Origin of the sequence: Streptomyces sp. NPDC005811 (assembly GCF_040630405.1) — a bacterium.
In the GTDB taxonomy this organism is placed as follows: Bacteria; Actinomycetota; Actinomycetes; order Streptomycetales; family Streptomycetaceae; genus Streptomyces.
The window spans coordinates 1-24,381 of sequence record NZ_JBEXXK010000078.1; the positions used below are offsets into that span (position 1 = coordinate 1).

Sequence of the window (24,381 nt, forward strand, 5' to 3'; positions counted from 1 at the left end):
GGGCCCCGCGGATTGGGTATACGGCCCCCCGCCCCTGGTTTTCCCCACCGGGCCGCACCCCGGCGGCCCGGGCGGGGGGCTTCCTTCCCGCCCCCCCCCGTCCGTGCTCGGTGGAGCCGGATCCGGAGCCCGCGATGTCAGGGACGCGGGAGCGGCGCCGGGCGGGGGCGGTCCGCAGCGGTCGGCGGTGACCGCCCGCGACCGATGGCGACCGGCCGTGACTGCCCGCGACCGATGGCGGTCGGCGGTGACTGCCCGCGACCGATGGCTGTCGGCCGTGACTGCCCGCGACCGATGGCGGTCGGAGGTCACCGTCGGCGACCGATGGCGACGGGTGTTGGCAGCTGGCGATCGGCGGCGATCGGCGGTGACCGGCGGTGACCGGGGCGCGGCGCCCCCGGTGGGTCCCCGCGGAGGGGAGAACCCGAGCGGACCCGAGCGGACCCACCGGTACACCCGCCCCCGGCCCCGCCGACGCGCCCGAGGACACCGCCCCCTGCGGGCGACCCATGGGCGTGACGGATCGCGGGCCAGGCAACAATGGGGGGATGAGCGTTCCAGCCCCCCTCGCCGACCCTCATCTCGTCTACGACCCCGTCGCGGGCGACGGCCCCAAGGACGTGGTGATCCTCGGCGCCACCGGATCGATCGGCACCCAGGCCGTCGACCTCGTGCTGCGCAACCCCGACCGGTTCCGGGTCACCGGCCTGTCCGCCAACGGCGGCCGGGTCGCCCTCCTGGCCGAGCAGGCCCGCCGGCTGCGGGTGCGGACCGTCGCGGTCGCCCGCGAGGACGCCGTCCCGGCCCTGCGCGAGGCGCTCGCCGCCGAGTACGGCACCGCGGAGCCGCTCCCCGAGATCCTCGCGGGGCCCGATGCGGCCACCCGGCTGGCCGCCTCCGACTGCCACACCGTCCTCAACGGCATCACCGGCTCCATCGGCCTCGCCCCCACCCTCGCCGCCCTGGAGGCGGGCCGCACCCTCGCGCTCGCCAACAAGGAGTCGCTCATCGTCGGCGGCCCGCTGGTCAAGGCGCTGGCCAAGCCCGGCCAGATCATCCCGGTGGACTCCGAGCACGCCGCCCTCTTCCAGTCCCTCGCCGCCGGCACCCGCGCCGACGTGCGCAAACTGGTCGTCACCGCCTCCGGCGGCCCCTTCCGCGGCCGTACCAAGGCGGAGCTGGCGCACGTCACCGTCCAGGACGCCCTCGCCCACCCCACCTGGTCCATGGGCCCGGTCATCACGATCAACTCCGCGACCCTCGTCAACAAGGGGCTGGAGGTCATCGAGGCGCACCTCCTCTACGACATTCCCTTCTCGCGGATTGAGGTGGTCGTGCACCCGCAGTCGTATGTCCACTCGATGGTTGAGTTCACGGACGGATCGACACTGGCCCAGGCGACGCCCCCCGACATGCGCGGGCCCATCGCCATCGGCCTCGGCTGGCCGCAGCGCGTCCCCGACGCCGCGCCCGCCTTCGACTGGAGCACGGCGTCGACGTGGGAGTTCTTCCCGCTCGACAACGAGGCCTTCCCCTCGGTGAACCTCGCCCGGCACGTGGGCGAGCTCGCCGGGACGGCCCCGGCGGTGTTCAATGCCGCCAACGAGGAGTGCGTGGAGGCCTTCCGCACCGGCGCACTGCCGTTCAACGGGATCATGGAGACCGTGACCAGGGTCGTCGAGGAACACGGCACCCCGGCCACGGGAACTTCACTCACCGTGTCGGACGTCCTCGAAGCGGAGACCTGGGCGCGCGCCCGGGCACAGGAACTGACGGCGCAGACGGCGGAGGCCCGTGCATGACGACCCTGATGTTCATCCTCGGGATTCTGGTCTTCTTCGTGGGCCTGCTCTTCTCGATCGCCTGGCACGAGCTGGGCCACCTGTCCACGGCGAAGATGTTCGGCATCCGCGTGCCCCAGTACATGGTCGGCTTCGGCCCGACCATCTGGTCGCGCCGGAAGGGCGACACCGAGTACGGCATCAAGGCCATCCCGCTCGGCGGCTACATCCGCATGATCGGCATGTTCCCGCCCGGTGAGGACGGCCGCGTCACCGCCCGCTCCACCTCGCCCTGGCGCGGCATGATCGAGGACGCCCGCTCGGCCGCCTTCGAGGAGCTCCAGCCCGGCGACGAGAAGCGCATGTTCTACACGCGCAAGCCGTGGAAGCGCGTCATCGTCATGTTCGCCGGCCCCTTCATGAACCTGATCCTCGCGGTCGGCCTGTTCCTGACCGTGCTGATGGGCTTCGGCATCCAGCAGGAGACCACCGACGTCGCCTCCGTCTCGCCCTGCGTCATCGCGCAGAGCGAGAACCGCGACACCTGCAAGAGCACCGACAAGCCCTCCCCGGCCGAGGCGGCGGGCCTGAAGAAGGGCGACAGGATCGTCTCCTTCGACGGCGTCTCCACCGCCAAGTGGGACACGCTCTCCGACCTCATCCGCGACAGCGCCGGCAAGACCGTGGCGATCGTCGTCGAACGCGGCGGCAAGGACGTCACGCTGCACGCCACCATCGCCACCAACCAGGTCGCCAAGAAGGACTCCAGCGGCGCCTACGTCCAGGGCGAGTACGTCAAGGCCGGCTTCCTCGGCTTCAGCGCGGCCACCGGCGTCGTCAAGCAGGACTTCGGCGACTCCGTGACCTGGATGACCGACCACGTCGGCGACGCGGTCGACTCCCTCGTCGCCCTCCCCGGCAAGATCCCCGCCCTGTGGAACGCCACCTTCGGCGACGCCCCCCGCGAGCCCGACTCCCCGATGGGCATCGTCGGCGCGGCCCGAGTCACCGGCGAGATCGCCACCCTGGACATCCCCGCCTCGCAGCAGCTGGCGATGGCCGTGTTCGTGGTCGCCGGCTTCAACCTCTCCCTGTTCCTGTTCAACATGCTCCCGCTGCTCCCGCTCGACGGCGGGCACATCGCGGGCGCCCTGTGGGAGTCGCTGCGCCGCAACCTCGCGCGCGTGCTGCGCCGCCCGGACCCGGGCCCGTTCGACGTGGCGAAGCTGATGCCGGTGGCGTACGTGGTGGCCGGGATCTTCGTCTGCTTCACGATCCTCGTGCTGATCGCGGACGTGGTTAACCCGGTGCGCATCTCGTAGTCATCCGCAGTTCGAAACGGCCCGGGACACTTGCTCCCGGGCCGTTTCGCCCTTGGGTGGGTTTGACGGCGATGGGGGTCCCCCCGCCGAGTGGTTCGAGGCGGGGGAGTGCTCGCGCCCAGCCACGTGCCGTAATCTCGAAGCCTGGAACCCGCCATCGACGGGACCTGGACCTTGATCCACGACTTGGGGTTGCACAGCAGATGACTGCGATTTCTCTCGGCATGCCGTCCGTTCCGACCAGGGTTGCCGAGCGCCGGAAGAGCCGGCAGATCCAGGTCGGCAGTGTGGCGGTCGGTGGCGACGCCCCGGTCTCGGTCCAGTCCATGACGACGACCCGTACGTCGGACATCGGCGCGACGCTCCAGCAGATCGCCGAGCTGACCGCGTCCGGCTGCCAGATCGTCCGCGTGGCCTGCCCGACCCAGGACGATGCGGACGCCCTGGCGACGATCGCGCGGAAGTCGCAGATCCCGGTGATCGCGGACATCCACTTCCAGCCGAAGTACGTGTTCGCGGCGATCGAGGCGGGCTGTGCCGCGGTGCGCGTGAACCCGGGCAACATCAAGCAGTTCGACGACAAGGTCCGGGAGATCGCGAAGGCGGCGAAGGACCACGGCACGCCGATCCGCATCGGCGTGAACGCGGGCTCGCTGGACCGCCGCCTGCTCCAGAAGTACGGCAAGGCGACCCCCGAAGCCCTCGTCGAGTCCGCCCTCTGGGAGGCGTCCCTCTTCGAGGAGCACGACTTCCGGGACATCAAGATCTCGGTCAAGCACAACGACCCGGTCGTGATGATCGAGGCGTACCGGCAGCTCGCCGCCCAGTGCGACTACCCGCTGCACCTCGGCGTCACCGAGGCGGGCCCCGCCTTCCAGGGCACCATCAAGTCGGCCGTCGCCTTCGGCGCCCTCCTCTCCCAGGGCATCGGCGACACCATCCGCGTCTCCCTCTCGGCCCCGCCGGTCGAGGAGGTCAAGGTCGGCAACCAGATCCTGGAGTCCCTGAACCTCAAGCAGCGCGGCCTGGAGATCGTCTCCTGCCCGTCCTGCGGCCGCGCCCAGGTGGACGTCTACAAGCTGGCCGAGGAGGTCACCGCAGGCCTCACCGGCATGGAGGTCCCCCTCCGGGTCGCCGTCATGGGCTGTGTGGTGAACGGCCCCGGCGAGGCCCGCGAGGCAGACCTCGGTGTCGCCTCGGGCAACGGCAAGGGCCAGATCTTCGTCAAGGGCGAGGTCATCAAGACCGTCCCGGAGTCCAAGATCGTCGAAACCCTCATCGAGGAGGCCATGAAGCTGGCCGAACAGATGGAGGCAGCGGGAGTCGCCTCGGGCGAGCCCTCGGTGGCGGTAGCGGGCTGACACCCCCGCCCGCACCGCCCCGAGCCCCCTCCCACCCGGAGGGGGCTCCGCTCTTCGGCGACGGTCCGGATCTTCCAGCCCGTCCGGCGTTTGAGGACGAGGCCCGTTCAGGGCCGATGCGGGGGGGCTGGGAGCGGCAGCCCCCGGGGGACGGCACCGCAAGCCGACACCCACCGGCAAAGCAACGGCCAGGCACACACAGGGCGGCACCGCTCAGCTTCCGCAGGTACAGTGCGGGGATCAGCAGCCCTGAGTGTGAGGCCCCGCAGTTGTTGACCCAGACCACCTCCCGGGTCCTCGAACCGAGCGACCTGGACGCCGCCCTCGCCGTCCTCGACCGCGAGCCGGTGACCAACGCCTTCGTCACCTCCCGCGTCCAGGTCGCGGGCCTCGACCCCTGGCGGCTGGGCGGCGAGATGTGGGGCTGGTACGAGGACGGCATGCTGACGTCCCTGTGCTACGCGGGCGCCAACCTCGTCCCCATCTGCGCCACCCCCCGCGCCGTCCGCGCCTTCGCCGACCGCGCCCGCAGGGCGGGCCGCCGCTGCTCCTCCATCGTCGGCCCCGCCGAGCCCACCACCCAGCTCTGGCGCCTCCTCGAACCCCACTGGGGCCCCGCCCGCGAGGTCCGCGCCCACCAGCCCCTCATGGTCACCGACCGGATGCCCGCCGACCTGGCCCCGGACCCCTACGTCCGCCGCATCCGCAAGGACGAGATGGAGACGATCATGCCGGCCTGCGTGGCGATGTTCACCGAGGAGGTGGGCGTCTCCCCGATGGCCGGCGACGGAGGCCTGCTCTACCAGGCCCGGGTCGCGGAACTCGTCGGCTCCGGCCGCTCCTTCGCCCGCCTCGACGAACACGGCAGGGTCGTCTTCAAGGCGGAGATCGGCGCGGCCACCCCGCAGGCCTGCCAGATCCAGGGCGTCTGGGTGGCCCCGGAGTACCGGGGGAGGGGCCTGGCCGCCCCGGCCATGGCCGCGGTCCTGCGCTACGCCCTCGCGGACGTGGCCCCGGTGGTCAGCCTCTACGTCAACGACTTCAACACGCCCGCGAGAAGGGCGTACCGGAGGGTCGGCTTCCAGGAGGTCGGCGCATTCATGAGCGTGCTGTTCTGAGGCACCTGTAGGCTCCCCGCCATGGATCTCGTCATCGGCCCCCTGGACCTCCCCGCCCATGTGGACGAGGCCCTCGCGGTGCAGGCCGTCGCCTTCGGCCTCGGCCCCGACGAGGTCGCGGTCCGCCGCCAGATCGTCCTGCGCCACATGACGTACCCGGGCGCCCGGGCCCTCGGCGCCCGCACCCCCGAGGGCCGCCTCGTCGGCTTCGTCTACGGCATGCCGAACGACCGCACCCACTGGTGGTCCACCGTCGTCGAGCCCTACCTCCGAGCCCAGGGCACCGACTTCTGGCTCGACGACTCCTTCGTCATCACCGAGCTCCACGTCCACCCCGTGTACCAGAACCGCGGCGCGGGCCGGGCCCTGATCACCGCGATCACCGACAGCGCGAGCCAGCCCCGCTCGATCCTCTCCGCGATCGACTTCGACAGCCCCGCCCGCGCCCTCTACCGCTCCCTCGGCTACGACGACCTGGCCCGCCGCGTCCTGTTCCCCAGCGCCCCCCGCCCCTACGCCGTGATGGGCGCCCCGCTCCCCCTGCTCCGCAAGTAACGGATTTCCGGCGACCCCACGCTCCCGGCTAACCTCCATGCCATCACCCTTACCCGGCAGGAGTACGAGAACCATGGCGAACGCACCGGTCCAGCGCATGTCCCAGTTGATGGCGAAGACCTTGCGCGACGACCCGGCGGACGCCGAGGTCCTCAGCCACAAGCTCCTCGTCCGCGCCGGCTACGTCCGCCGCACGGCCGCCGGCATCTGGTCCTGGCTCCCGCTCGGCAAGAAGGTGCTGGCCAACGTCGAGCGGATCGTCCGCGAGGAGATGGACGCGATCGGCGCCCAGGAGGTGCTGCTCCCGGCCCTCCTGCCCCGTGAGCCGTACGACGCCACGGGCCGCTGGGACGAGTACGGCGCGGAGCTGTTCCGGCTGAAGGACCGCAAGGGCGGCGACTACCTCCTCGGCCCGACCCACGAGGAGATCTTCACCCTGCTGGTCAAGGACCAGGCGTCCTCGTACAAGGACCTGCCGGTCATCCTGTACCAGATCCAGCACAAGTACCGCGACGAGGCCCGTCCGCGGGCCGGCATCCTGCGCGGCCGCGAGTTCCTGATGAAGGACTCCTACTCCTTCGACACGGAGGACGAGGGCCTCGCCCACTCCTACGCCCTGCACCGCGACGCCTACCAGCGGGTCTTCGAGCGCCTCGGCCTCGACTACCGCATCTGCGCCGCCACCGCCGGCGCGATGGGCGGCTCCAAGTCGGAGGAGTTCCTCGCCCCGGCCGGCGCCGGCGAGGACACCTTCGCCGACTGCCCGAACTGCGACTTCGCGGCCAACACCGAGGCGATCTCGTACGAGCTGAAGCCGGTGGCCGCCGAGGGCGTGCCCGCGCTGGAGGAGATCCCGACCCCGGACACCCCCACCATCGAGACCCTCGCCGCCCACCTCGGCGTCCAGGCCTCCGACACGCTGAAGAACCTCCTCGTGAAGGTCGACGGCGAGATCGTGGCCGTGGGCGTGCCCGGTGACCGCGAGGTCGACCTCGGCAAGGTCGAGGCGCACTTCGCCCCGGCGACGGTGGAGCTGGTCACCGCCGAGGACTTCGTCGGCCGCCCCGACCTCGTGCGCGGGTACGTCGGCCCGCAGGGCCTCGGCGAGAAGGTCACCTACATCGCCGACCCGCGCGTGGCCCCCGGCACCTCCTGGATCACGGGCGCCAACAAGGACGGCATGCACGCGAAGAACGTCGTCGCGGGCCGTGACTTCGAGGTCGACGCCTACGTCGACGTCGTGGTCGTCCAGGAGGGCGACCCCTGCCCGAACTGCGGCACCGGCCTCAAGCTGGACCGCGCCATCGAGATCGGCCACATCTTCCAGCTCGGCCGCAAGTACGCCGACGCCCTCAAGCTCGACGTCCTCGGCCAGAACGGCAAGCCCGTCCGCGTCACCATGGGCTCCTACGGCATCGGCGTCTCCCGCGCGGTCGCGGCCCTCGCCGAGCAGACCGCCGACGACAAGGGCCTGTGCTGGCCGGCCGAGGTCGCCCCGGCCGACGTCCACGTGGTCGCGGCCGGCAAGGCCCTCCAGACCGAGCTGGCGCTGGAGGTCTCCGAGAAGCTGCGGGCGGCCGGCCTGCGCGTCCTGGTCGACGACCGGGCCGGGGTCTCCCCGGGCGTGAAGTTCACCGACTCCGAGCTGATCGGCGTACCGAAGATCCTGGTCGCGGGCCGCCGCTCGGGCGAGGGCGTGGTCGAGCTGAAGGACCGCAGGACCGGCGAGCGCGAGGAGCTCACGGTGGACGAGGCGATCGCGAGGCTCACCGCTTAAAGGAAGCTCTCAGAGAGTTCTGTCGGGGTCTATGGGATCCTCACAGACTTCTCTCAGGCCGTTCCCCGACCGTAGTGCGTGACAGAACGTCACTGCGGAGGGGAACGGTCATGGCGACCAGGGAAGAAGAACGCGGGGCCGCGGCAGCGGTCCGCAGAGGCGCACGGCGTACGGCGGCCCTCGCCGCCGCGGTCACGCTGGCGGGGGCGGCCGGGGTGTTCGCCCTGATCGGCACCATGCAGGCGGACGCCACCACGGCGGCGAGCAGCGGGACGAGCTCCAGCACGAGTACGAGCACGAGCTCGAGCTCGAGCACGAACAGCGACTCGGACAGCTCGACGGGCTCGACGGGCTCGAGCAGCTCGACGGACTCCTCCAGCTCGGACGACTCGTCCTCCTCGTCCTCCACGGACGACTCGTCGAGCAGTTCCTCCTCGGACAGCTCCGGCGGCCTGACCTCCTCCTCCGGCGGTTCCGCGGACTCCACCTCGGGAGCGTCGTGATGACCACGCCGCTCAAGCCCCGCACCACGGCCGCCACCGAATGGCGCGCCCTCGGCACCACCGTCCGCCTGGTCGTCACCGACCCGGCCCTGCTGGAGTCCTGCAACCTGCTCCTCGCCCGGCATCTCGCCGAGGTCGACGCGGCGTGCAGCCGCTTCCGCCCCGACTCCGAACTGACCGCCCTCGACGCCACCGCCGGCCGCCCGGTCCGGGTGAGCCCGCTGCTCGCCGAGGCCCTCGACGTGGCCCTGCGGGCCGCCGCGACGACCGACGGCGCCGTGGATCCGACGGTCGGCTCCGCGATGGACGCGATCGGCTACGACCGCGACTTCACCCTCGTCCGGGAGGACGACCGCCCGGTCCGCCTCACGCTGCGCCGCACCCCCGGCTGGCGCACCGTCACCCTCGACCGCACCACCGGCACGGTCACCGTCCCCCGGGGCGTCCGTCTCGACCTCGGCGCCACCGCCAAGGCGTGGGCCGCCGACCGGGCCGCGCGGACGCTGGCCGACACGGCGGGCTGCGGGGTCCTGGTCAGCCTGGGCGGCGACACGGCCGTCGCGGGCGAGGCCCCGGCGGGCGGCTGGCAGATCCGCGTCCAGGACATCACCGGGCCGGTCGACGAGACGCCCGCGCCGGGCTCGTACGCCACCGTCGGCCTGCGCGGCGGCGGTCTGGCGACCTCCGGCACCACCGCCCGGCGCTGGCAGCGCGGCGGCCACGACCTGCACCACATCGTGGACCCGCGCACCGGCCTGCCGGTCCGCTCCCCCTGGCGCACGGTCTCGGTGGCCGCGGCCACCTGCGCCGACGCGAACGCGGCGAGCACGGCGGCCCTGGTGAAGGGCGAGGGCGCGGAGAAGTGGCTGACCCGCCTGCGCCTCCCGGCCCGCCTGGTCACGCAGAAGGGCCTGATCGTCACGACACCGGGCTGGCCGACCCCCCAAGGGGCGCGGGACTGTGCCGGTCAGCGGCTCCACCGCGGGGCGCGATCAGCCCACCACCGCGGGACAGCCGCATGACCACCGAAACCCTCTGGTACGCAAACCGAGCCACCGGCGCCGTCTGTCTCATCCTCTTCACGGTCGTCGTCCTCCTCGGCATCGCGGTGCACCTGAGGACCCGCGTCCCGGGCCTGCCCCGCTTCGGCACGATGAGCCTCCACCGCACCCTCTCCCTCTCCGCCACCGCCTTCCTGGCCCTGCACATCACCACCGCGATCGCCGACAGCTATGTGAACATCACCGTCGTCGACGCCCTGATCCCCTTCGTCTCCGACTACCAGCCCCTGTGGCTCGGCCTGGGCACGGTCGCCTTCGACCTGATGCTCGCGGTCCTGATCACCAGCCTGCTCCGGGCCCGGATGGGCCACCGCGCCTGGCGGGCCGTCCACTGGCTGGCGTACGCCTCCTGGCCGGTCGCCCTGGTCCACGGCATCGGCATCGGCACGGACACCGGCGCCGACTGGATGACCTGGCTCACCGTCGCCTGCGTGGCCACGGTCCTCACCGCCGGCGGCACCCGCCTCGCCCACGCCGCCCGTGCCGCCCGCCGCACCCCCGCCGCCCTGCTGCGCACCGCCGATGGAGCCCGCCCGTGACCGCGACCTTCCCCGACCTGTACATGTCCCCGCGGCTGCTGGCCCCCGGCGGCGCCCCGGCCGACCTGCCCACCCACCACCAGCGCTACGGCCCCCTCTCCTACGGCGACCCCGAGGGCGTGCTGCGCACGGTGGCCGAGTCCGGTCTCACCGGGCGCGGCGGGGCCGCCTTCCCGACGTACCGCAAGCTGGTCTCGGTCGCCGAGGCGGGCCGTCGTACCGGCCGGGCCCCGGTGGTCGTCGCCAACGGCGCGGAGGGCGAGCCCGCCAGCCGCAAGGACAGGACGCTGCTGCACCTGTCCCCGCACCTGGTCCTGGACGGACTGCAGATCGCGGCGCACGCGGTCGGCGCGGGGGAGGCGTACCTGGGCGTGGAGGACGGTGCGACCTGGCTGGAGTCCGTGCTCGCACAGCGCTCCGGCGACCCGCTGCCCGTCACGGTCGTCCGGCTGCCCCCGTCCTTCCTCTCCGGACAGGCCTCGGCCCTCGCCCGGTTCGTCTCCGGCGGAGCCGCGCTGCCCACCCACCCGAGCCCGCCGGTCCGCGAGCGGGGCGTGCACCGGGCGCCGACGCTGGTCCAGAACGTGGAGACCCTCGCCCATCTCGCGCTCGTCGCCCGCTACGGCGCCGACTGGTACCGCAGCGCCGGTACCGCCGCCCAGCCGGGCAGCGCCCTGTGCACGGTCCACGTCGCGGGACACGAACCCCGGGTGGTCGAGGCGCCGTACGGTCTGCCGCTCGCCCGGTTGCTGCCCCTGGAGGACACCGCGGCGGTGCTCGTCGGCGGCTACCACGGGACCTGGATCCCGGCCCGCGAGGCCGCCGAACTCGCCGTGGACGCCGGTTACCTGGGCGCGGGCGTGCTGGCCGCGTTGCCCGCCGACCGCTGCGGCCTCGCCGAGACCGCCCGTGTCCTGCGCTATCTGGCCCTCCAGTCGGCCGGCCAGTGCGGCCCGTGCCTCAACGGCCTGCCCCGGATCGCCACCGCCTTCCGCACCCTCGCGACCCCCGGCCCGCAGGGCACCGTGCGTACCGATCTCGCCCGCTGGTCCGGCCTGGTGGAGGGCCGGGGCGCCTGCCACCACCCGGACGGCACGGTCCGGCTGGTCCGCAGCGCGCTGACGACCTTCGCCGCCGAGGCCGACGCACACGCCCACGGCCACTGCACGGCCACCGACCGCACCCCGCTGCTGCCCGTACCCCAGGAGGCCTGACATGGACCGGCAGACGAATCCGGACGGGCGGACGAATCCGGACCGGCGGACGAACCCGGACCGGCAGCTGAACCTGGACATCGACTGGACGTCCTGCCAGGGCCACGGCCTGTGCGCGGAGCTCCTCCCCGAGCACATCACGCTCGACGAGTGGGGCTACCCCCTCCTAGACGGCACCGCCATCCCCGCGCGGACGGTGAAGCGGGCCCGCCGGGCCGCCGCGGACTGCCCCGTGCTCGCCCTCAAGCTCGCCCCCGCCCAGGCGGTCTGACGGACGGTCAGCCGACGGCGCAGGGGGAGGAGGCACAGGGCGTGAGCTCGCGGGGAAGCTCCACGCGCATGCCGCAGAAACACACGAGCAGACCGCCGCGCGACGCGGGGGCACCCAGATCGATCATCAGGATGTCCCGGACTTCCCGGAGCGCGTCGCGTACCTGGAAGCCCCTGGCGACACGGATGCTGACCTCGTCAGGGTCCCAGACCGCGATTCTCGGCAGATCGTCTGCCATGCAAATGTGGACGCACACAACTGTCTCCCCAGGGCTGCACAACAACACGCAGTGATCCGCTCCGGGAGGCCAGCGGCGCACTGATGGTACCGATGGCCGACGGGACCGTGGGGGGTTTCGTCATATTCATCCGCAACTCGCCTGCCACCTCAGGTGATACGGCTGACCTGAAGCATCGCCTCGGCGTCCTTGAGCAGCGCGCGTTGACGTGACTCCGGCAATTGCCGGTACAGCATCAGGAGCCGGGCCTCCCGCTCGTCGCCGCTGGGCCCGGGAACGGGACGGCCGACGGACTCGAAGAACTCCCGCGGGGTGGTGGCGACGCCCCAGCGCCGGAACACCTCGACCAGGGCGCGCAGCTTCTCCGGGTCGATGCGGGAGGTGCCGCGGGTGCGGTTCATCCAGGCGTTCAGCGTCGGGTACGAGATGCCGGCCTCGGACGCCAGATCCTTCTGGGTGCGTCCGGGGGCCTGTGCCAGAAGGCGTTCGAGCAGTGCCGCGAGATCCTCGTCCCGGCGCGCGGGATCGTCGCCGGGTTCCGGGTCTCCTGGGTGGCGCCGCTGGTTCGTCACGCCTCAGAGGATCGGTCATCGCTATCTACAGGCGCAAGTAGATCGCAGATCGCCGGCCGGGTCTTCGGATGCACGCCGGAGCGTTGTGGACGAGCAGGTGCCTCCGTGCGCCCCCGTGCCCCCGAACCTCCTCCTCCCTCGCGCTGTGTGAGCGACTTGACACTGTATGCATCTACGTGAAGACTGCCGACACCGCAGAATCTACATCTACATGAATATTGAAGACTAGAAGGTACGGAGGTCTTCGTGTTTCCCACCGACAGCGCCACGACCGCACCGGTCGCCCCGGAACCCGAACTGGTCGCGCGGGCCCGCGCGGGCGACCGCGAGGCGTTCGCCGCCCTGTACGACGAGCACTACCGCCTCGTGTACGGCTTCCTGCTCATCCGCACCCGCAACCGGCACCTGGCGGAGGACCTCACCCAGGAGGTGTTCACCCGCGCCCTGCGCCGCATCGACTCGTACACCTGGCAGGGCAGGGCCTTCGCCGCCTGGCTCACCACCATCGCCAAGAACCTCTACTTCGACGAACTCGCCCGCGGCCGCACCCGGTTGGAGACCCCGGTCGCCGAGTTCCACGACCCCCGGACGCCGGGCCGGTGCCCCGAGTCGCTCGCCCTGCGCGAACTGGAGGCCGTCGAGGCCCACGAGACGGTCCGTACGGCCCTGCACTCGCTCAACGCCCACCAACGGCACTGCGTGGAACTGCGGTTCCTCGACGAACTCACCCCGGAGGAGACGGCCCGGGAGATGGGCCGCAGCGTTGGCGCCGTCAAGACGCTGACGTATCGCGCGCTGCGGAAACTGCGCTGGACGACCGGGGCGGTGTCCGTGTGAACAGCAACCTGCCGCGGGCCGCCCGGGTGATCCACGCGGCACTGCGCTCCGTACCCCCCGACCAGGCCACGGCCGCCGCCCGGGCCCTGAACGCGGCCCACCTCCTCACCGACCCCGCCCGCACCTACGGCGTCCTGCTGCACCGGTCACCGGCCGGCGACTGGTCCCGAACCGGGCCCCGGCCCCCGGCGCCCGAACCACAACCCCGGCTCACCGATCCGCAACCGGCCCCGAGACGGCCGGCCACGCAACCGGATCGACCGACCACCGAACCGGAGCCGGTGCGACCGAGCACCGCATTGGGACGGGTGCGGCCGGCCCCCGAATCGGGGCGGATGCGGCCGACCGCCGAACCGGAGCCGGTGCGGCCGAGCGCCGAATCGGGGCGGGTGCGGCCGACCGCCGAATCGGGACGGGTGCGGCCGAGGACCGACTCGGGACGGGTGCGGCCGAGCGCCGAATCGGGGCGGATGTGGCCGACCACCGAACCGGAGCCGATGCGGCCCACGGCCGAAACGGAACCGGTGTGGGCGGTCACCGAACCGACCCCGTTACGGCCGGTCACCGCGCTGGAGCGGCAGGCGCTGGCCTGGGACGAGTCCTGCGCCCGCGCCCGGGAGGTCGCCCGTTCCGTCGAGCGGCAGATGAACGGACACCCCGGCCCGCACGGCATCCGCGTGGACGGCGACCGGGTACGGGTCCTGCTCCGCGTGGACGACCCCGCCCAGTGGGCCCGCTGGCGCGCCTACCTGGGCCTCACCGACGCCGGTGAGCGGTCCCGCCCCCACACCGTGACCGCCCAGGGGGAACGCGACGGCGTCCCGGTGACGGTCGTGGCGCGCGGCAGCGGCACCGCACCGCCGAGCAGGGCCGGCGGCCCCGAGCGGCGCCCCTTCCGGCTCGACGGGACCCGTTTCGACCTGGCCCTGCCCCAGCGCGACACCAACGGGGACCTCTGGTACTTCCAGGGCTGCCGCACCCCCGACGGCATGCCCCTGATGTCCCTCGACGGCCGCCCCGAGCGCTGCACGCTCGCCCAGGTGGAGGCCCAACTGGGCCCGCTGTCACCGGTGCGGCCCGCCGGGCGTCCCTGAGTGCCCCCCACCCTGCACCGCCTGCACCGCCTGCGGCGCCTGCTGCGCGGCCGCGGCACCGGATCACGCCACCGCCTGGCCCGCGACCTCGACGACTGCCGACGCGACCTGGCCCGCTGGCAGCGGCACGCCGACTCCTACGAGCGGGAACTGACCCGGATGTCCCGCGAACGCGCGGACCTCCTCGCCTGGCTGGCGGCACTGCACCCGTCGAGCGCGGTCGTCACCCCGGCCGCAGACACCGGGCCCGGCGGCACGCACCTGCTGCGGCTCATGGCCGGCGAACGCCTGCTGTCCTGGCGCCTGCCGCCCGCCGACCTCCCACTGTTCGCCCACGTCCGCCACGCCGAACCCACCGTCGTACCCCCGCAGAGAGAGGGCCCCCGCATCCCCGACCAGGCCGCCCACATCCGCCACCACACCCGTCTGCTGGCCCTGGAGGAAGCCCTGTTCACCCCACCCCCCGACCCCTGACACCCGAGACTCCGGCCGGCAGGCTCGGGAGGCAAGCCGACCGGACCGCAGCGCCCCTCTACCCCCTCACCCACCAGAGGGGCGCTGCCCGTCGGCACTTCAAAAGCACAGGGCAGGTGGTCCGACCCAAAAGGGGCGCGGGGAACTGCGCGACAAGCCCCCACGCACCCGCACCCCGACAACAACCCGCACCCCTCACCCGCGACCGCCCTAAAGCCACCCGGCAAACTCAAGCAACAGCTCCGCATCCCCCCGCCGCCCCACCCGAAGCGCCCGAACCCCCGACTCGACCGCCCGAAACAGCGTCCACCCCCGCACCCGCTCCTGATCCAGCTCCAACGACTCCGCCAGCTTCCGCACCCGCCGCCGCGTGGTCGCCGCCCCCGACGGCGAGCCGATCAGATCCTCCACCCGGTCCCGCACCAGCCGCGCCAGATCGAACGCACACTCACCGACCACCGGATCCGGCCCCACCGCCAGCCACGGCGTCCGCTCGGCGGCCAGCACCTTGCTCTGCCGGAACGTCCCGTGCAGCAGCCGGTGTTCGGGCGGCGCCGCCAACAACTCCTCCCGCGCCGCGAGTGCCGCGTCCACCAGAACCCGCACCTCGGAGCCGACGGCAGTCCCCCGCATCGCCTCCGCCTGCCGCCCGGTCCGCTCGGCCACCGTCTCGAAGCCCGCGCCCCCGCCGCCGGCCGGCGGCTCCACCCACAGCCGCCGCAGCGTCCCCGCCGCCTCCAGCAGTGCCTTCGCCTCCGGCAGCGACCGGACCGAGACATCCGGATGCAGCCGTTCGAGCAGCAGCACGCCCTCCGTCACCGGCCCGTCCAGCAGCTGTACGGCACCCAGCCCGCCCCAGTGCGCCAGCGCCGCCCGCTCCGCCTCCGGCCGGAACCGGGGCGGGGCCAGCTTGAGCACGGCGGACGTCCCGTCCGCCCGGCGCACCAGCACCACCAGGCTGCTCCGGCCCCCCGGCAGCTGCACCCGCTCGACGGTCAACTCGCGTAGAACGACGGCCTGTCCGGCCGCCTCGGGCAGCCTCTCCAACCAGTCGTCACCGCTCGGTGCGGTCTCACCGAGCGCCCGCACCAGCCGCTGCGGCGGTTCGAAAGCCATGCGCGAGTCGTTCCCTTCCCTCTCCGGGGTCACGCGGTCGGCGTCGCCGGGGCTCCGGAGGTCGCCGCATCCGTACCCGCCCGCTCGGCGAGCCCAGGGAAGGCTACGCTCCCGCCGCGCCAGCGCACCGCGCGCACCGCCGCCTCCCGCAGCGCCCCGGCCGCCTCCCGGCGCCGCTGGTCCGCGGCTGCCCGCACCAGGTCCGAGTACACCCCGGCCACCCGCTCCTCCAGCTCCGCGGCCAGCCGGACCGCCGTCGCCGCGTCCGTCACCGGGAACGGCAGCGCGTACGCGGCGTTCGCGGCGACCGGCTCGGCGCCCAGGTCGCGCACCTCGCGCACCAGCGCGTCCCGCCGCGCCCGATGGGCGTCGTACGCGGCCCTCGCCTCGGTGAGCCGGCCGGCACCGATCCGGCCGCCGACCACGCCGTACCCGTACACGGCGGCGTGCTCGGCGGCCAGCGCCGCCTGGAGCGCCGTGAGCGAGCCGCTCTTGTCGGGCTTCCCTGTCATCGGGTCCCCTCCGTCAGCAGATACGCGTGGGCCGCGCCCGCCGCCGCCACCGAGGCCAGCAGCCGTGCCAGCTCACCCGGGACGTCGAGCAGCGCGCTCGTCCGGCGGTCCGCCAGCTCCCGCTCGGCGGCGGCGAGCGCCGCGAGCGCGTCCTTCTCGGTCACCGGCGCGGCTGTCGCCGTGGCCGCAGCAGGGGGCGTGGAGGACGCGGAGGCCGCGGCCGAGCCGGAAGGAGCCGCAGCCGAGGCGGAAGGAACCGCAGCCGAGCCGGAAGGAGACGCGGCCGATGTCGCCTCGCCGCCGTCCCCGAACGCCTCCACATGCCGGACGACCTCCGCCCGCAGCGGTGCGAGGCGCTCCGCCAGCGTGGGATGGGCGGCGAGGACGGTGTCGTACCGCGCCAGCAGCCCGCCGCTGTCCTCGGCCGCACGCGCGCGTGCCCGCTCGGTGACCGACGGGCTGCCGCTCGCGACCTCCTCGGAGTCCTCGGAACCGGACGAGCAGCCCACGAGGAGCGCCGCCCCGGCGGCCGACGCGAGCAGGGTTCTTCTGCGCGGCCCGGAGCGGGCGCGCGGAACGAGCGGGAACGGCACGGCAGACGTCCTCGGGGAATACGTGCGAACGAAGGACCGGGAAGGGAACAGGTCCGTGATCACCGTACCCGCGCGCACGCCGGAGCGAGGTCTCCGCCACCCTCCGTGCACGGGTGGACGGCAACACTCCCCGCGACCGGATACCCTTTGACCAGACACGCGCCCCATCCCACAACAGCACACGCGGCCGAGGAGTCACCCGGATGAGCACCACCCAGAGCGAGAGGCTGCGAGAGCTCCTGGAACCGCTCGTCACCTCCCAGGGCCTGGATCTCGAAGAGATCGCCGTGGACTCCGTCGGTCGCAAGCGTGTGCTGCGTGTCGTCGTCGACTCCGACACCGGGGCGGACCTGGACCAGATCGCCGATGTGAGCCGCGCGCTCTCGGCGAAGCTCGACGAGAGCGACGCGATGGGCGCGGGCGAGTACACCCTCGAGGTGGGCACCCCGGGCGCCGAACGCCCCCTCACCGAGCACCGCCACTACGTGCGCGCCACCGGCCGGCTGGTGAAGTTCCAGCTCGCCGAGGGCGGGGAACTGGTCGCCCGGATCCTGAAGGCCGACGACGACGGCCTCGACCTCGAAGTACCCGGTGTGAAGGGCCGCAGGGCCACGACCCGCAGGGTCGGCTTCCCGGACATCGAGAAGGCGCGCGTGCAGGTCGAGTTCAACCGCAAGGACCAGGACGTCAAGGACGAGAAGGAAGAGGAGGCGTAGCCGTGGACATCGACATGAGTGCCCTGCGGGGCTTGGTACGGGAGAAGGAGATCTCCTTCCCCCTGCTGGTCGAGGCGATCGAGTCGGCCCTCCTCATCGCCTACCACCGCACCGAGGGAAGCCGCCGACACGCGCGCGTGGAGCTCAACCGGGAGACCGGGCATGTGACCGTGTGGGCGAAGGAGGACCCCGAGGACCTCGAAGAGGGCCAGGAGCCCCGCGAGTTCGACGACACCCCGTCCGGCTTCGGCCGTATCGCCGCCACCACCGCCAAGCAGGTGATCCTGCAGCGGCTGCGCGACGCCGAGGACGACGCGACGCTCGGCGAGTACGCCGGCCGTGAGGGAGACATCGTCACCGGCGTGGTCCAGCAGGGCCGCGACCCCAAGAACGTGCTCGTGGACATCGGCAAGCTGGAGGCCATCCTCCCGGTCCAGGAGCAGGTCCCCGGGGAGACGTACCCGCACGGCATGCGCCTGCGCTCGTACGTCGTTCGGGTGGCGAAGGGCGTGCGAGGTCCCTCGGTCACGCTTTCGCGTACCCACCCCAATCTGGTGAAGAAGCTGTTCGCGCTGGAGGTGCCGGAGATCGCCGACGGGTCCGTCGAGATCGCCGCCATCGCCCGCGAGGCCGGCCACCGCACCAAGATCGCCGTACGGTCCACCCGCTCGGGCCTGAACGCCAAGGGGGCCTGTATCGGCCCCATGGGCGGCCGGGTGCGCAATGTGATGGGTGAGCTGAACGGCGAGAAGATCGACATCGTCGACTGGTCGGACGACCCGGCCGAGATGGTGGCGAACGCGCTGTCCCCGGCCCGGGTCTCCAAGGTCGACGTGGTGGACCTCGCGGCCCGCTCCGCGCGCGTGACCGTGCCGGACTACCAGCTGTCCCTGGCGATCGGCAAGGAGGGCCAGAACGCCCGCCTCGCCGCCCGTCTCACCGGCTGGCGGATCGACATCCGGCCCGACACCGAGCAGCCGTCGGAGTAGATGTCCCACCTGGGGTTGGGCCGTTCGGGGGAATAGATCCAAGCCGGGGCCCGCTCAGATCACGTCAGATGTATCGCGGCAACCGTTCGACCCCTGCCCCGAAGGGGTGAGGTGGCCGCGGGGAGGTAGACTTAACTGTGTCTGGCCGGACGCACGCCGGAGCATGCCCTGAACGCACCTGTGTGGGGTGCCGGAAGCGAGCGGCCAAGACGGAGCTGCTGCGCATCGTGGAGATCGAGGACGCCTGCGTCCCCGATCCTCGCGGTACGCTGCCCGGCCGGGGTGCGTATGTACACCCCGCGCCGGTCTGTCTCGACCAGGCGGTGCGCCGCCGGGCGTTCACGCGGGCGTTGCGAGCCCCGGGAGCGCTCGACACAAAGGCGTTGCGCCAGTACGTCGAGCAGACGACAGTTGCCGATCGGGCAACACCGTAAGAAGCGCGTCGCGCGGATCGTCCGTGCGGCCAGGTACCCCGCGAGTGGGAAGTAGGTCGAGATTGCGATGAGCACTCGATGAGCACGCGATGAGTACGCCCATGAAGTAGCGACGGTCCGGCGGCAACCCGGACCTAAAAGGAGCGAAGTGGCTAAGGTCCGGGTATACGAACTCGCCAAGGAGTTCGGGGTTGAGAGCAAGGTCGTCATGGCCAAGCTCCAAGAACTCGGTGAATTCGTCCGTTCGGCGTCTTCGACCATCGAAGCGCCCGTAGTCCGCAAACTGACTGACGCCTTCCAGGGCGGCGGCAAGTCCGCCCCGCGCAAGGCCGCCCCCAAGCCTGGTGCGCCCTCCCCGGCGCAGTCGGCCCGTCCGGCCGCCCCGCGTCCGGCCGCCCCCAGGCCCGCCGCGCCTCAGGCGCCCACGACTCCGGCCGCTCCCGCGGCCTCGTCGGCCCCCGCGCCGGCGACCCCGGGCCCGCGTCCCGTGCCCGGCCCCAAGCCCGCGCCGCGTCCGGCGCCCGCCGTCCCGGAGTTCACCGCTCCGCCGTCGGCCCCGGCCGCCCCGCAGGCTCCCCGTCCGGCCGCCGCCCAGGGTCAAGGCCAGGGCCCGCGCCCCGGCGCCCCCCGGCCCGGCGCCCGTCCGGGCGGTCCCGGCCAGGGTCAGCAGGACCGCGGCCAGCGTCCGGCCGCCGGCCAGGGCCAGCGTCCCGGTGGCGCCGGTGCCCCCCGTCCGGGCGGTGCCCGCCCGTCCGGTCCGCGTCCGGGCAACAACCCCTTCACGTCCGGCGGCAACGCCGGTATGGCCCGCCCGCAGGCCCCCCGTCCGCAGGGCGCCCCGCGCCCCGGCGGCCCCGGCGGTGCCCCCGGTGGCGGCGGCCCCCGTCCGCAGGCGCCCGGCGCCCAGGGCGGCGGTCCCCGTCCGCAGGCTCCGGGCGGTTCCCGTCCGTCGCCGGCGGGCATGCCCCGTCCGCAGGGTGCAGGCCCCGGTGGCCCGCGTCCCGGCGGCCCCCGTCCCAACCCCGGCATGATGCCGCAGCGTCCCGCTGCCGGCCCGCGTCCCGGCGGCGGCCCCGGCGGTCGCGGTCCGGGCGGTGCGGGTCGTCCCGGTGGCGGCGGCGGTCGTCCCGGTGGCGGCGGCGGCTTCGCCGGCCGTCCGGCCGGTCCCGGTGGCGGCGGCGCCCGCCCGGGTGGCGGCGGCGGCTTCGCCGGTCGTCCCGGTGGCGGTGGCCCCGGCGGCGGTGGCGGCGGCTTCGGTGGCGGCGGTGGCCGTCCCGGCTTCGGCGGCCGTCCCGGCGGTCCCGGTGGCCGTGGTGGCACGCAGGGCGCCTTCGGCCGCCCCGGCGGCCCGGCCCGTCGTGGCCGCAAGTCGAAGCGTCAGCGTCGCCAGGAGTACGAGGCCATGCAGGCCCCGTCCGTCGGCGGTGTGATGCTGCCGCGCGGCAACGGCGAGACGATCCGTCTCTCCCGCGGCGCGTCGCTCACCGACTTCGCGGAGAAGATCAACGCCAACCCGGCGTCGCTCGTCGCGGTCATGATGAACCTCGGCGAGATGGTCACCGCGACCCAGTCCGTCTCCGACGAGACCCTCCAGCTCCTCGCGGGCGAGATGAACTACCAGGTTCAGATCGTCAGCCCGGAGGAGGAGGACCGCGAGCTGCTCGAGTCCTTCGACATCGAGTTCGGCGAGGACGAGGGCGACGAGGACGACCTGGTGGTCCGTCCCCCGGTCGTCACCGTCATGGGTCACGTCGACCACGGTAAGACCCGACTGCTCGACGCCATCCGCAAGACGAACGTCATCGCGGGCGAGGCCGGCGGCATCACCCAGCACATCGGTGCCTACCAGGTCTCGACGCAGGTCAACGACGAGGACCGCGCGATCACCTTCATCGACACCCCGGGTCACGAGGCGTTCACCGCCATGCGTGCCCGTGGTGCCCGGTCGACGGACATCGCGATCCTGGTCGTCGCGGCCAACGACGGCGTCATGCCGCAGACGGTCGAGGCGCTCAACCACGCCAAGGCGGCCGACGTCCCGATCGTCGTCGCGGTCAACAAGATCGACGTCGAGGGCGCCGACCCGACCAAGGTGCGCGGTCAGCTGACCGAGTACGGCCTGGTGGCCGAGGAGTACGGCGGCGACACCATGTTCGTCGACATCTCCGCCAAGCAGGGTCTGCACATCGACTCGCTGCTGGAGGCCGTGATCCTCACGGCCGACGCCTCGCTCGACCTGCGGGCCAACCCCAGCCAGGACGCGCAGGGCATCTCGATCGAGTCCCGTCTCGACCGCGGCCGCGGTGCCGTGGCGACGGTCCTCGTCCAGCGAGGCACCCTGCGGGTCGGCGACACGATGGTGGTGGGCGACGCCTACGGCCGCGTGCGCGCCATGCTCGACGACAACGGCAACAACGTGGCCGAGGCCGGCCCGTCGACGCCGGTCCAGGTCCTGGGCCTGACCAACGTCCCGGGCGCGGGCGACAACTTCCTCGTCGTCGACGAGGACCGCACCGCCCGCCAGATCGCCGAGAAGCGTGCGGCCCGCGAGCGCAACGCCGCCTTCGCCAAGCGCACGCGCAGGTTCTCCCTGGAGAACCTGGACGCGGCGCTGAAGGCCGGCGAGGTCCAGCAGCTGAACCTGATCATCAAGGGTGACGCTTCCGGTTCGGTCGAGGCCCTCGAGTCCTCGCTGCTCCAGCTGGACGTCGGCGAAGAGGTCGACATCCGCGTCCTGCACCGCGGCGTCGGTGCGGTCACGGAGTCGGACATCGACCTGGCCATGGGCTCCGACGCGATCGTCATCGGCTTCAACGTCCGGGCAGCCGGCCGTGCGCAGCAGATGGCGGAGCGCGAGGGCGTCGACGTGCGCTACTACTCGGTCATCTACCAGGCGATCGAGGAGATCGAGGCGGCCCTGAAGGGTCTCCTCAAGCCGGAGTACGAGGAGTTCGAGCTCGGTACGGCGGAGATCCGCGAGGTCTTCAAGTCGTCCAAGCTGGGCAACATCGCCGGTGTCCTCATCCGCTCGGGCGAGGTCAAGCGCAACACCAAGGCGCGCCTCGTCCGCGACGGCAAGGTCATCGCGGAGAACCTCAACATCGAGGGCCTGCGTCGCTTCAAGGACGACGTCACCGAGATCCGCGAAGGGTACGAGGGCGGTATCAACCTCGGCAACTTCAACGACATCAAGATCGACGACGTCATCGCGACGTACGAGATGCGCGAGAAGCCGCGGGTGTAACCCCCACGGCCCATGGTGCCGGTCCACTGGGACACCGTCCCGGGGGACCGGCACCGGTCCGTCCCGGGGGATCGGCACCGGTCCGTCCGGGGGACCTGCACCACCCCGTCCGGGGACCGGCATCGCTCCGTCCGAGGGCTACGGCGCCCGGACGGGGTCCGGGGCGGAGCCCCGGGGTCGGGCCACTCCTTGTCCGACCGAGTCGGGTGGGTGGGTGGGAAACTCCGTCGAGCCGACGGCAGGATCGCGGTACCGTTCATGATGCCCCTGTCCCACACGGCCGACAGGGCCATCGATCCCGTACCGGCGGGTGAACCGGCTGCACATGTACGTGGGGACTCTGTCCTTCGACCTGCTCCTCGGCGACGTCCACTCGCTGAAGGAGAAGCGCTCCGTCGTCCGCCCCATCGTCGCCGAGCTCCAGCGCAAGTACGCGGTGAGCGCGGCCGAGGTCGACCACCAGGACCTCCACCGCAGGGCCCGTATAGGCCTCGCCGTGGTCTCCGGTGACGCGGAGCACCTGACCGACGTACTGGACCGGTGCGAACGGCTCGTCGCCGCCCGCCCGGAGGTGGAACTGCTGTCGGTCAGACGCCGGTTCCACGGCGAAGACGACGACTGACCACAGACCAGCACACAGACACGACACGCAAGAAAGAACGGGAGACGGACCAGTGGCCGACAACGCGCGCGCCAAGAGGCTGGCGGACCTCATCCGAGAGGTGGTGGCGCAGAAGCTGCAGCGCGGGATCAAGGACCCGCGGCTCGGTTCCCACGTCACCATCACGGACACCAGGGTCACCGGCGACCTCCGGGAGGCGACCGTCTTCTACACCGTGTACGGCGACGACGAGGACCGCAAGGCCGCCGCCGCCGGCCTGGAGAGCGCCAAGGGCATCCTGCGCTCCGAGGTCGGCCGCGCGGCCGGTGTGAAGTTCACGCCGACGCTGGCCTTCGTCGCCGACGCCCTCCCGGACAACGCCCGCACCATCGACGACCTCCTCGACAAGGCGCGCGCCGCCGACGAGAAGGTCCGCGAGGCGTCCGCGGGCGCCGGGTACGCCGGCGAGGCCGACCCGTACCGCAAGCCCGGTGACGACGAGACGGACGACACCGCCGAATGAACCGCAAGTCCACCGCGCCCGACGGCCTCGTCATCGTCGACAAGCCGTCGGGCTTCACCTCCCACGACGTCGTGGCCAAGATGCGCGGCATCGCGAAGACCCGCCGCGTCGGCCACGCCGGCACGCTCGACCCGATGGCGACCGGCGTCCTCGTCCTCGGTGTGGAGAAGGCGACCAAGCTCCTCGGTCACCTCGCCCTCACCGAGAAGGAGTACCTCGGCACGATCCGCCTCGGCCAGACGACCCTGACCGACGACGCCGAGGGCGAGATCACCGCCTCCGCCGACGCCTCCCGGATCACCCGGGACGCGATCGACGTCGGTATCGCCAAGCTCAGCGGCGCCATCATGCAGGTGCCGTCCAAGGTCAGCGCCATCAAGATCGACGGCGTACGGTCGTACAAGAGGGCCCGCGAGGGCGAGGAGTTCGAGATCCCGGCCCGCCCGGTGACCATCTCCTCCTTCGCCGTGTACGACGTCCGCGACGCCGTCGCCGAGGACGGCACCCCCGTCCTGGACCTGGTCGTCTCGGTCGTCTGCTCCTCCGGCACCTACATCCGCGCTCTCGCCCGCGACCTGGGCGCCGACCTCGGCGTCGGCGGACATCTCACCGCCCTGCGCCGCACCCGGGTCGGCCCCTACAAGCTGGACTCCGCGAAGACGCTCGACCAGCTCCAGAAGGAGCTGGACGTGATGCCGATCGCCGAGGCCGCCGCCGCCGCGTTCCCCCGCTGGGACGTGGACGCCAAGCGGGCCCGGCTGCTCCTCAACGGCGTCCGCCTGGAGATGCCCGAGGAGTACGCGGGCGCCGGCCCGGTCGCCGTCTTCGACCCCGAGGGCCGCCTCCTGGCCCTGGTCGAGGAGCAGAAGGGCAAGGCCAAGAGCCTCGCCGTGCTCAGCTGACCCCTTCCGGTCCGCGCACCGCTCTGCCCGTGGA

The 24,381-nt window shown here is 72.6% G+C and carries 26 protein-coding genes; 20 read left to right on the forward strand and 6 right to left on the reverse strand.

What is annotated here, in order from left to right:
• Positions 1-548: 548 nt before the first annotated feature.
• From dxr to ABZ490_RS47445, 6 genes are all read left to right on the forward strand, one after another.
• Positions 549-1,802: a 1-deoxy-D-xylulose-5-phosphate reductoisomerase gene (gene dxr, locus ABZ490_RS47420; protein WP_359005536.1), complete on the forward strand. Its 1,254-nt coding sequence runs from the start codon at positions 549-551 to the stop codon at positions 1,800-1,802.
• On the forward strand, positions 1,799-3,103 hold the full coding sequence (locus ABZ490_RS47425; RefSeq protein WP_359005538.1) for a site-2 protease family protein: 1,305 nt from the start codon (positions 1,799-1,801) through the stop codon (positions 3,101-3,103). The genes dxr and ABZ490_RS47425 overlap by 4 nt, the downstream gene beginning before the upstream one ends.
• Before the next feature lie 203 nt (positions 3,104-3,306).
• Positions 3,307-4,464, forward strand: a complete 1,158-nt coding sequence (gene ispG / locus ABZ490_RS47430) for a flavodoxin-dependent (E)-4-hydroxy-3-methylbut-2-enyl-diphosphate synthase (RefSeq protein WP_359005541.1) — start codon at positions 3,307-3,309, stop codon at positions 4,462-4,464.
• A 269-nt stretch (positions 4,465-4,733) separates the two neighbouring features.
• Positions 4,734-5,582, forward strand: coding sequence for a GNAT family N-acetyltransferase (locus tag ABZ490_RS47435; protein ID WP_359005543.1), 849 nt, complete (start codon positions 4,734-4,736; stop codon positions 5,580-5,582).
• 21 nt (positions 5,583-5,603) lie between these two features.
• Complete coding sequence (locus ABZ490_RS47440) at positions 5,604-6,137, forward strand: GNAT family N-acetyltransferase (protein WP_359005546.1); 534 nt, start codon at positions 5,604-5,606, stop codon at positions 6,135-6,137.
• Between the two features lie 73 nt (positions 6,138-6,210).
• Positions 6,211-7,914 carry a proline--tRNA ligase gene (locus ABZ490_RS47445; protein ID WP_359005549.1) on the forward strand — a complete coding sequence of 568 codons (1,704 nt, stop codon included), beginning with the start codon at positions 6,211-6,213 and terminating at the stop codon, positions 7,912-7,914.
• 40 nt (positions 7,915-7,954) lie between these two features.
• Here the strand turns inward: ABZ490_RS47445 and ABZ490_RS47450 are convergent, their stop codons facing one another.
• Positions 7,955-8,401 (reverse strand): hypothetical protein, encoded by a 447-nt coding sequence (locus ABZ490_RS47450; protein WP_359005552.1) that lies wholly within the window; start codon positions 8,399-8,401, stop codon positions 7,955-7,957.
• Positions 8,402-8,416: 15 nt separating this feature from the next.
• Here ABZ490_RS47450 and ABZ490_RS47455 point away from each other — a divergent pair, with 15 nt between their 5' ends.
• From ABZ490_RS47455 to ABZ490_RS47470, 4 genes are read left to right on the forward strand one after another with little or no spacing between them, the layout of a single operon-like run.
• A complete protein-coding gene (locus ABZ490_RS47455; RefSeq protein WP_359005555.1) occupies positions 8,417-9,439 on the forward strand; it encodes an FAD:protein FMN transferase in 1,023 nt (340 codons plus the stop codon).
• Positions 9,436-10,017: a ferric reductase-like transmembrane domain-containing protein gene (locus tag ABZ490_RS47460; RefSeq protein ID WP_359005558.1), complete on the forward strand. Its 582-nt coding sequence runs from the start codon at positions 9,436-9,438 to the stop codon at positions 10,015-10,017. Before ABZ490_RS47455 ends, ABZ490_RS47460 begins: the two co-directional genes overlap by 4 nt.
• Positions 10,014-11,231, forward strand: a complete 1,218-nt coding sequence (locus ABZ490_RS47465; protein ID WP_359005561.1) for an NADH-ubiquinone oxidoreductase-F iron-sulfur binding region domain-containing protein — start codon at positions 10,014-10,016, stop codon at positions 11,229-11,231. Before ABZ490_RS47460 ends, ABZ490_RS47465 begins: the two co-directional genes overlap by 4 nt.
• A 1-nt stretch (position 11,232) precedes the next feature.
• Positions 11,233-11,502 (forward strand): ferredoxin, encoded by a 270-nt coding sequence (locus tag ABZ490_RS47470; protein ID WP_359005564.1) that lies wholly within the window; start codon positions 11,233-11,235, stop codon positions 11,500-11,502.
• Positions 11,503-11,509: 7 nt separating this feature from the next.
• Here the strand turns inward: ABZ490_RS47470 and ABZ490_RS47475 are convergent, their stop codons facing one another.
• The gene (locus ABZ490_RS47475) at positions 11,510-11,740 is read right to left on the reverse strand and encodes a hypothetical protein (RefSeq protein ID WP_359005567.1); all 231 of its coding nucleotides are present in this window, start codon (positions 11,738-11,740) and stop codon (positions 11,510-11,512) included.
• Positions 11,741-11,889: 149 nt separating this feature from the next.
• Complete coding sequence (locus ABZ490_RS47480; RefSeq protein WP_359005570.1) at positions 11,890-12,312, reverse strand: helix-turn-helix domain-containing protein; 423 nt, start codon at positions 12,310-12,312, stop codon at positions 11,890-11,892.
• 246 nt (positions 12,313-12,558) lie between these two features.
• Between ABZ490_RS47480 and ABZ490_RS47485 the strand changes: the two genes are divergently transcribed.
• From ABZ490_RS47485 to ABZ490_RS47495, 3 genes are read left to right on the forward strand one after another with little or no spacing between them, the layout of a single operon-like run.
• Positions 12,559-13,149, forward strand: coding sequence for a sigma-70 family RNA polymerase sigma factor (locus tag ABZ490_RS47485; protein WP_359005573.1), 591 nt, complete (start codon positions 12,559-12,561; stop codon positions 13,147-13,149).
• Positions 13,146-14,243 carry a BN159_2729 family protein gene (locus ABZ490_RS47490; RefSeq protein ID WP_359005576.1) on the forward strand — a complete coding sequence of 366 codons (1,098 nt, stop codon included), beginning with the start codon at positions 13,146-13,148 and terminating at the stop codon, positions 14,241-14,243. Before ABZ490_RS47485 ends, ABZ490_RS47490 begins: the two co-directional genes overlap by 4 nt.
• The gene (locus ABZ490_RS47495) at positions 14,244-14,717 is read left to right on the forward strand and encodes a hypothetical protein (protein WP_359005579.1); all 474 of its coding nucleotides are present in this window, start codon (positions 14,244-14,246) and stop codon (positions 14,715-14,717) included. It abuts the gene before it with no gap.
• Between the two features lie 210 nt (positions 14,718-14,927).
• On the opposite strand, the gene ABZ490_RS47500 is transcribed toward ABZ490_RS47495, so the two are convergent.
• The 3 genes from ABZ490_RS47500 to ABZ490_RS47510 are packed head-to-tail and all read right to left on the reverse strand — an operon-like array spanning position 14,928 to position 16,938.
• Positions 14,928-15,833 (reverse strand): aminoglycoside phosphotransferase family protein, encoded by a 906-nt coding sequence (locus ABZ490_RS47500; protein ID WP_359005582.1) that lies wholly within the window; start codon positions 15,831-15,833, stop codon positions 14,928-14,930.
• A 29-nt stretch (positions 15,834-15,862) separates the two neighbouring features.
• On the reverse strand, positions 15,863-16,345 hold the full coding sequence (locus ABZ490_RS47505) for a ferritin-like domain-containing protein (protein WP_359005584.1): 483 nt from the start codon (positions 16,343-16,345) through the stop codon (positions 15,863-15,865).
• On the reverse strand, positions 16,342-16,938 hold the full coding sequence (locus ABZ490_RS47510) for a hypothetical protein (protein WP_359005586.1): 597 nt from the start codon (positions 16,936-16,938) through the stop codon (positions 16,342-16,344). Before ABZ490_RS47510 ends, ABZ490_RS47505 begins: the two co-directional genes overlap by 4 nt.
• Before the next feature lie 203 nt (positions 16,939-17,141).
• Here ABZ490_RS47510 and rimP point away from each other — a divergent pair, with 203 nt between their 5' ends.
• The 7 genes from rimP (at position 17,142) to truB (ending at position 24,347) form a co-directional block, all read left to right on the forward strand.
• Positions 17,142-17,654, forward strand: coding sequence for a ribosome maturation factor RimP (gene rimP, locus ABZ490_RS47515; RefSeq protein WP_359005589.1), 513 nt, complete (start codon positions 17,142-17,144; stop codon positions 17,652-17,654).
• Between the two features lie 2 nt (positions 17,655-17,656).
• Complete coding sequence (gene nusA, locus ABZ490_RS47520) at positions 17,657-18,643, forward strand: transcription termination factor NusA (RefSeq protein WP_359005591.1); 987 nt, start codon at positions 17,657-17,659, stop codon at positions 18,641-18,643.
• Positions 18,644-18,780: 137 nt separating this feature from the next.
• Complete coding sequence (locus tag ABZ490_RS47525) at positions 18,781-19,077, forward strand: YlxR family protein (protein WP_359005594.1); 297 nt, start codon at positions 18,781-18,783, stop codon at positions 19,075-19,077.
• Between the two features lie 148 nt (positions 19,078-19,225).
• The gene (infB, locus tag ABZ490_RS47530) at positions 19,226-22,321 is read left to right on the forward strand and encodes a translation initiation factor IF-2 (protein ID WP_359005597.1); all 3,096 of its coding nucleotides are present in this window, start codon (positions 19,226-19,228) and stop codon (positions 22,319-22,321) included.
• Between the two features lie 325 nt (positions 22,322-22,646).
• On the forward strand, positions 22,647-22,943 hold the full coding sequence (locus ABZ490_RS47535; protein WP_059203129.1) for a DUF503 domain-containing protein: 297 nt from the start codon (positions 22,647-22,649) through the stop codon (positions 22,941-22,943).
• Between the two features lie 52 nt (positions 22,944-22,995).
• A complete protein-coding gene (rbfA, locus tag ABZ490_RS47540; RefSeq protein ID WP_067257649.1) occupies positions 22,996-23,445 on the forward strand; it encodes a 30S ribosome-binding factor RbfA in 450 nt (149 codons plus the stop codon).
• A complete protein-coding gene (gene truB / locus ABZ490_RS47545; RefSeq protein ID WP_359005601.1) occupies positions 23,442-24,347 on the forward strand; it encodes a tRNA pseudouridine(55) synthase TruB in 906 nt (301 codons plus the stop codon). Before rbfA ends, truB begins: the two co-directional genes overlap by 4 nt.
• The last annotated feature ends 34 nt before the right edge of the window (positions 24,348-24,381 follow it).

Excerpts from the sequence above, each read along its gene's own strand:
- ABZ490_RS47445 (WP_359005549.1), top strand. The coding sequence starts at position 6,211 with ATGGCGAACGCACCGGTCCAGCGCATGTCCCAGTTGATGGCGAAGACC.
- ABZ490_RS47505 (WP_359005584.1), bottom strand. The coding sequence starts at position 16,345 with ATGACAGGGAAGCCCGACAAGAGCGGCTCGCTCACGGCGCTCCAGGCG.
- ABZ490_RS47500 (WP_359005582.1), bottom strand. The coding sequence starts at position 15,833 with ATGGCTTTCGAACCGCCGCAGCGGCTGGTGCGGGCGCTCGGTGAGACC.
- ispG (WP_359005541.1), top strand. The coding sequence starts at position 3,307 with ATGACTGCGATTTCTCTCGGCATGCCGTCCGTTCCGACCAGGGTTGCC.
- ABZ490_RS47535 (WP_059203129.1), top strand. The coding sequence starts at position 22,647 with ATGTACGTGGGGACTCTGTCCTTCGACCTGCTCCTCGGCGACGTCCAC.
- ABZ490_RS47425 (WP_359005538.1), top strand. The coding sequence starts at position 1,799 with ATGACGACCCTGATGTTCATCCTCGGGATTCTGGTCTTCTTCGTGGGC.
- ABZ490_RS47455 (WP_359005555.1), top strand. The coding sequence starts at position 8,417 with ATGACCACGCCGCTCAAGCCCCGCACCACGGCCGCCACCGAATGGCGC.
- ABZ490_RS47475 (WP_359005567.1), bottom strand. The coding sequence starts at position 11,740 with ATGGCAGACGATCTGCCGAGAATCGCGGTCTGGGACCCTGACGAGGTC.
- ABZ490_RS47470 (WP_359005564.1), top strand. The coding sequence starts at position 11,233 with ATGGACCGGCAGACGAATCCGGACGGGCGGACGAATCCGGACCGGCGG.
- rimP (WP_359005589.1), top strand. The coding sequence starts at position 17,142 with ATGAGCACCACCCAGAGCGAGAGGCTGCGAGAGCTCCTGGAACCGCTC.
- truB (WP_359005601.1), top strand. The coding sequence starts at position 23,442 with ATGAACCGCAAGTCCACCGCGCCCGACGGCCTCGTCATCGTCGACAAG.
- ABZ490_RS47440 (WP_359005546.1), top strand. The coding sequence starts at position 5,604 with ATGGATCTCGTCATCGGCCCCCTGGACCTCCCCGCCCATGTGGACGAG.
- dxr (WP_359005536.1), top strand. The coding sequence starts at position 549 with ATGAGCGTTCCAGCCCCCCTCGCCGACCCTCATCTCGTCTACGACCCC.
- ABZ490_RS47460 (WP_359005558.1), top strand. The coding sequence starts at position 9,436 with ATGACCACCGAAACCCTCTGGTACGCAAACCGAGCCACCGGCGCCGTC.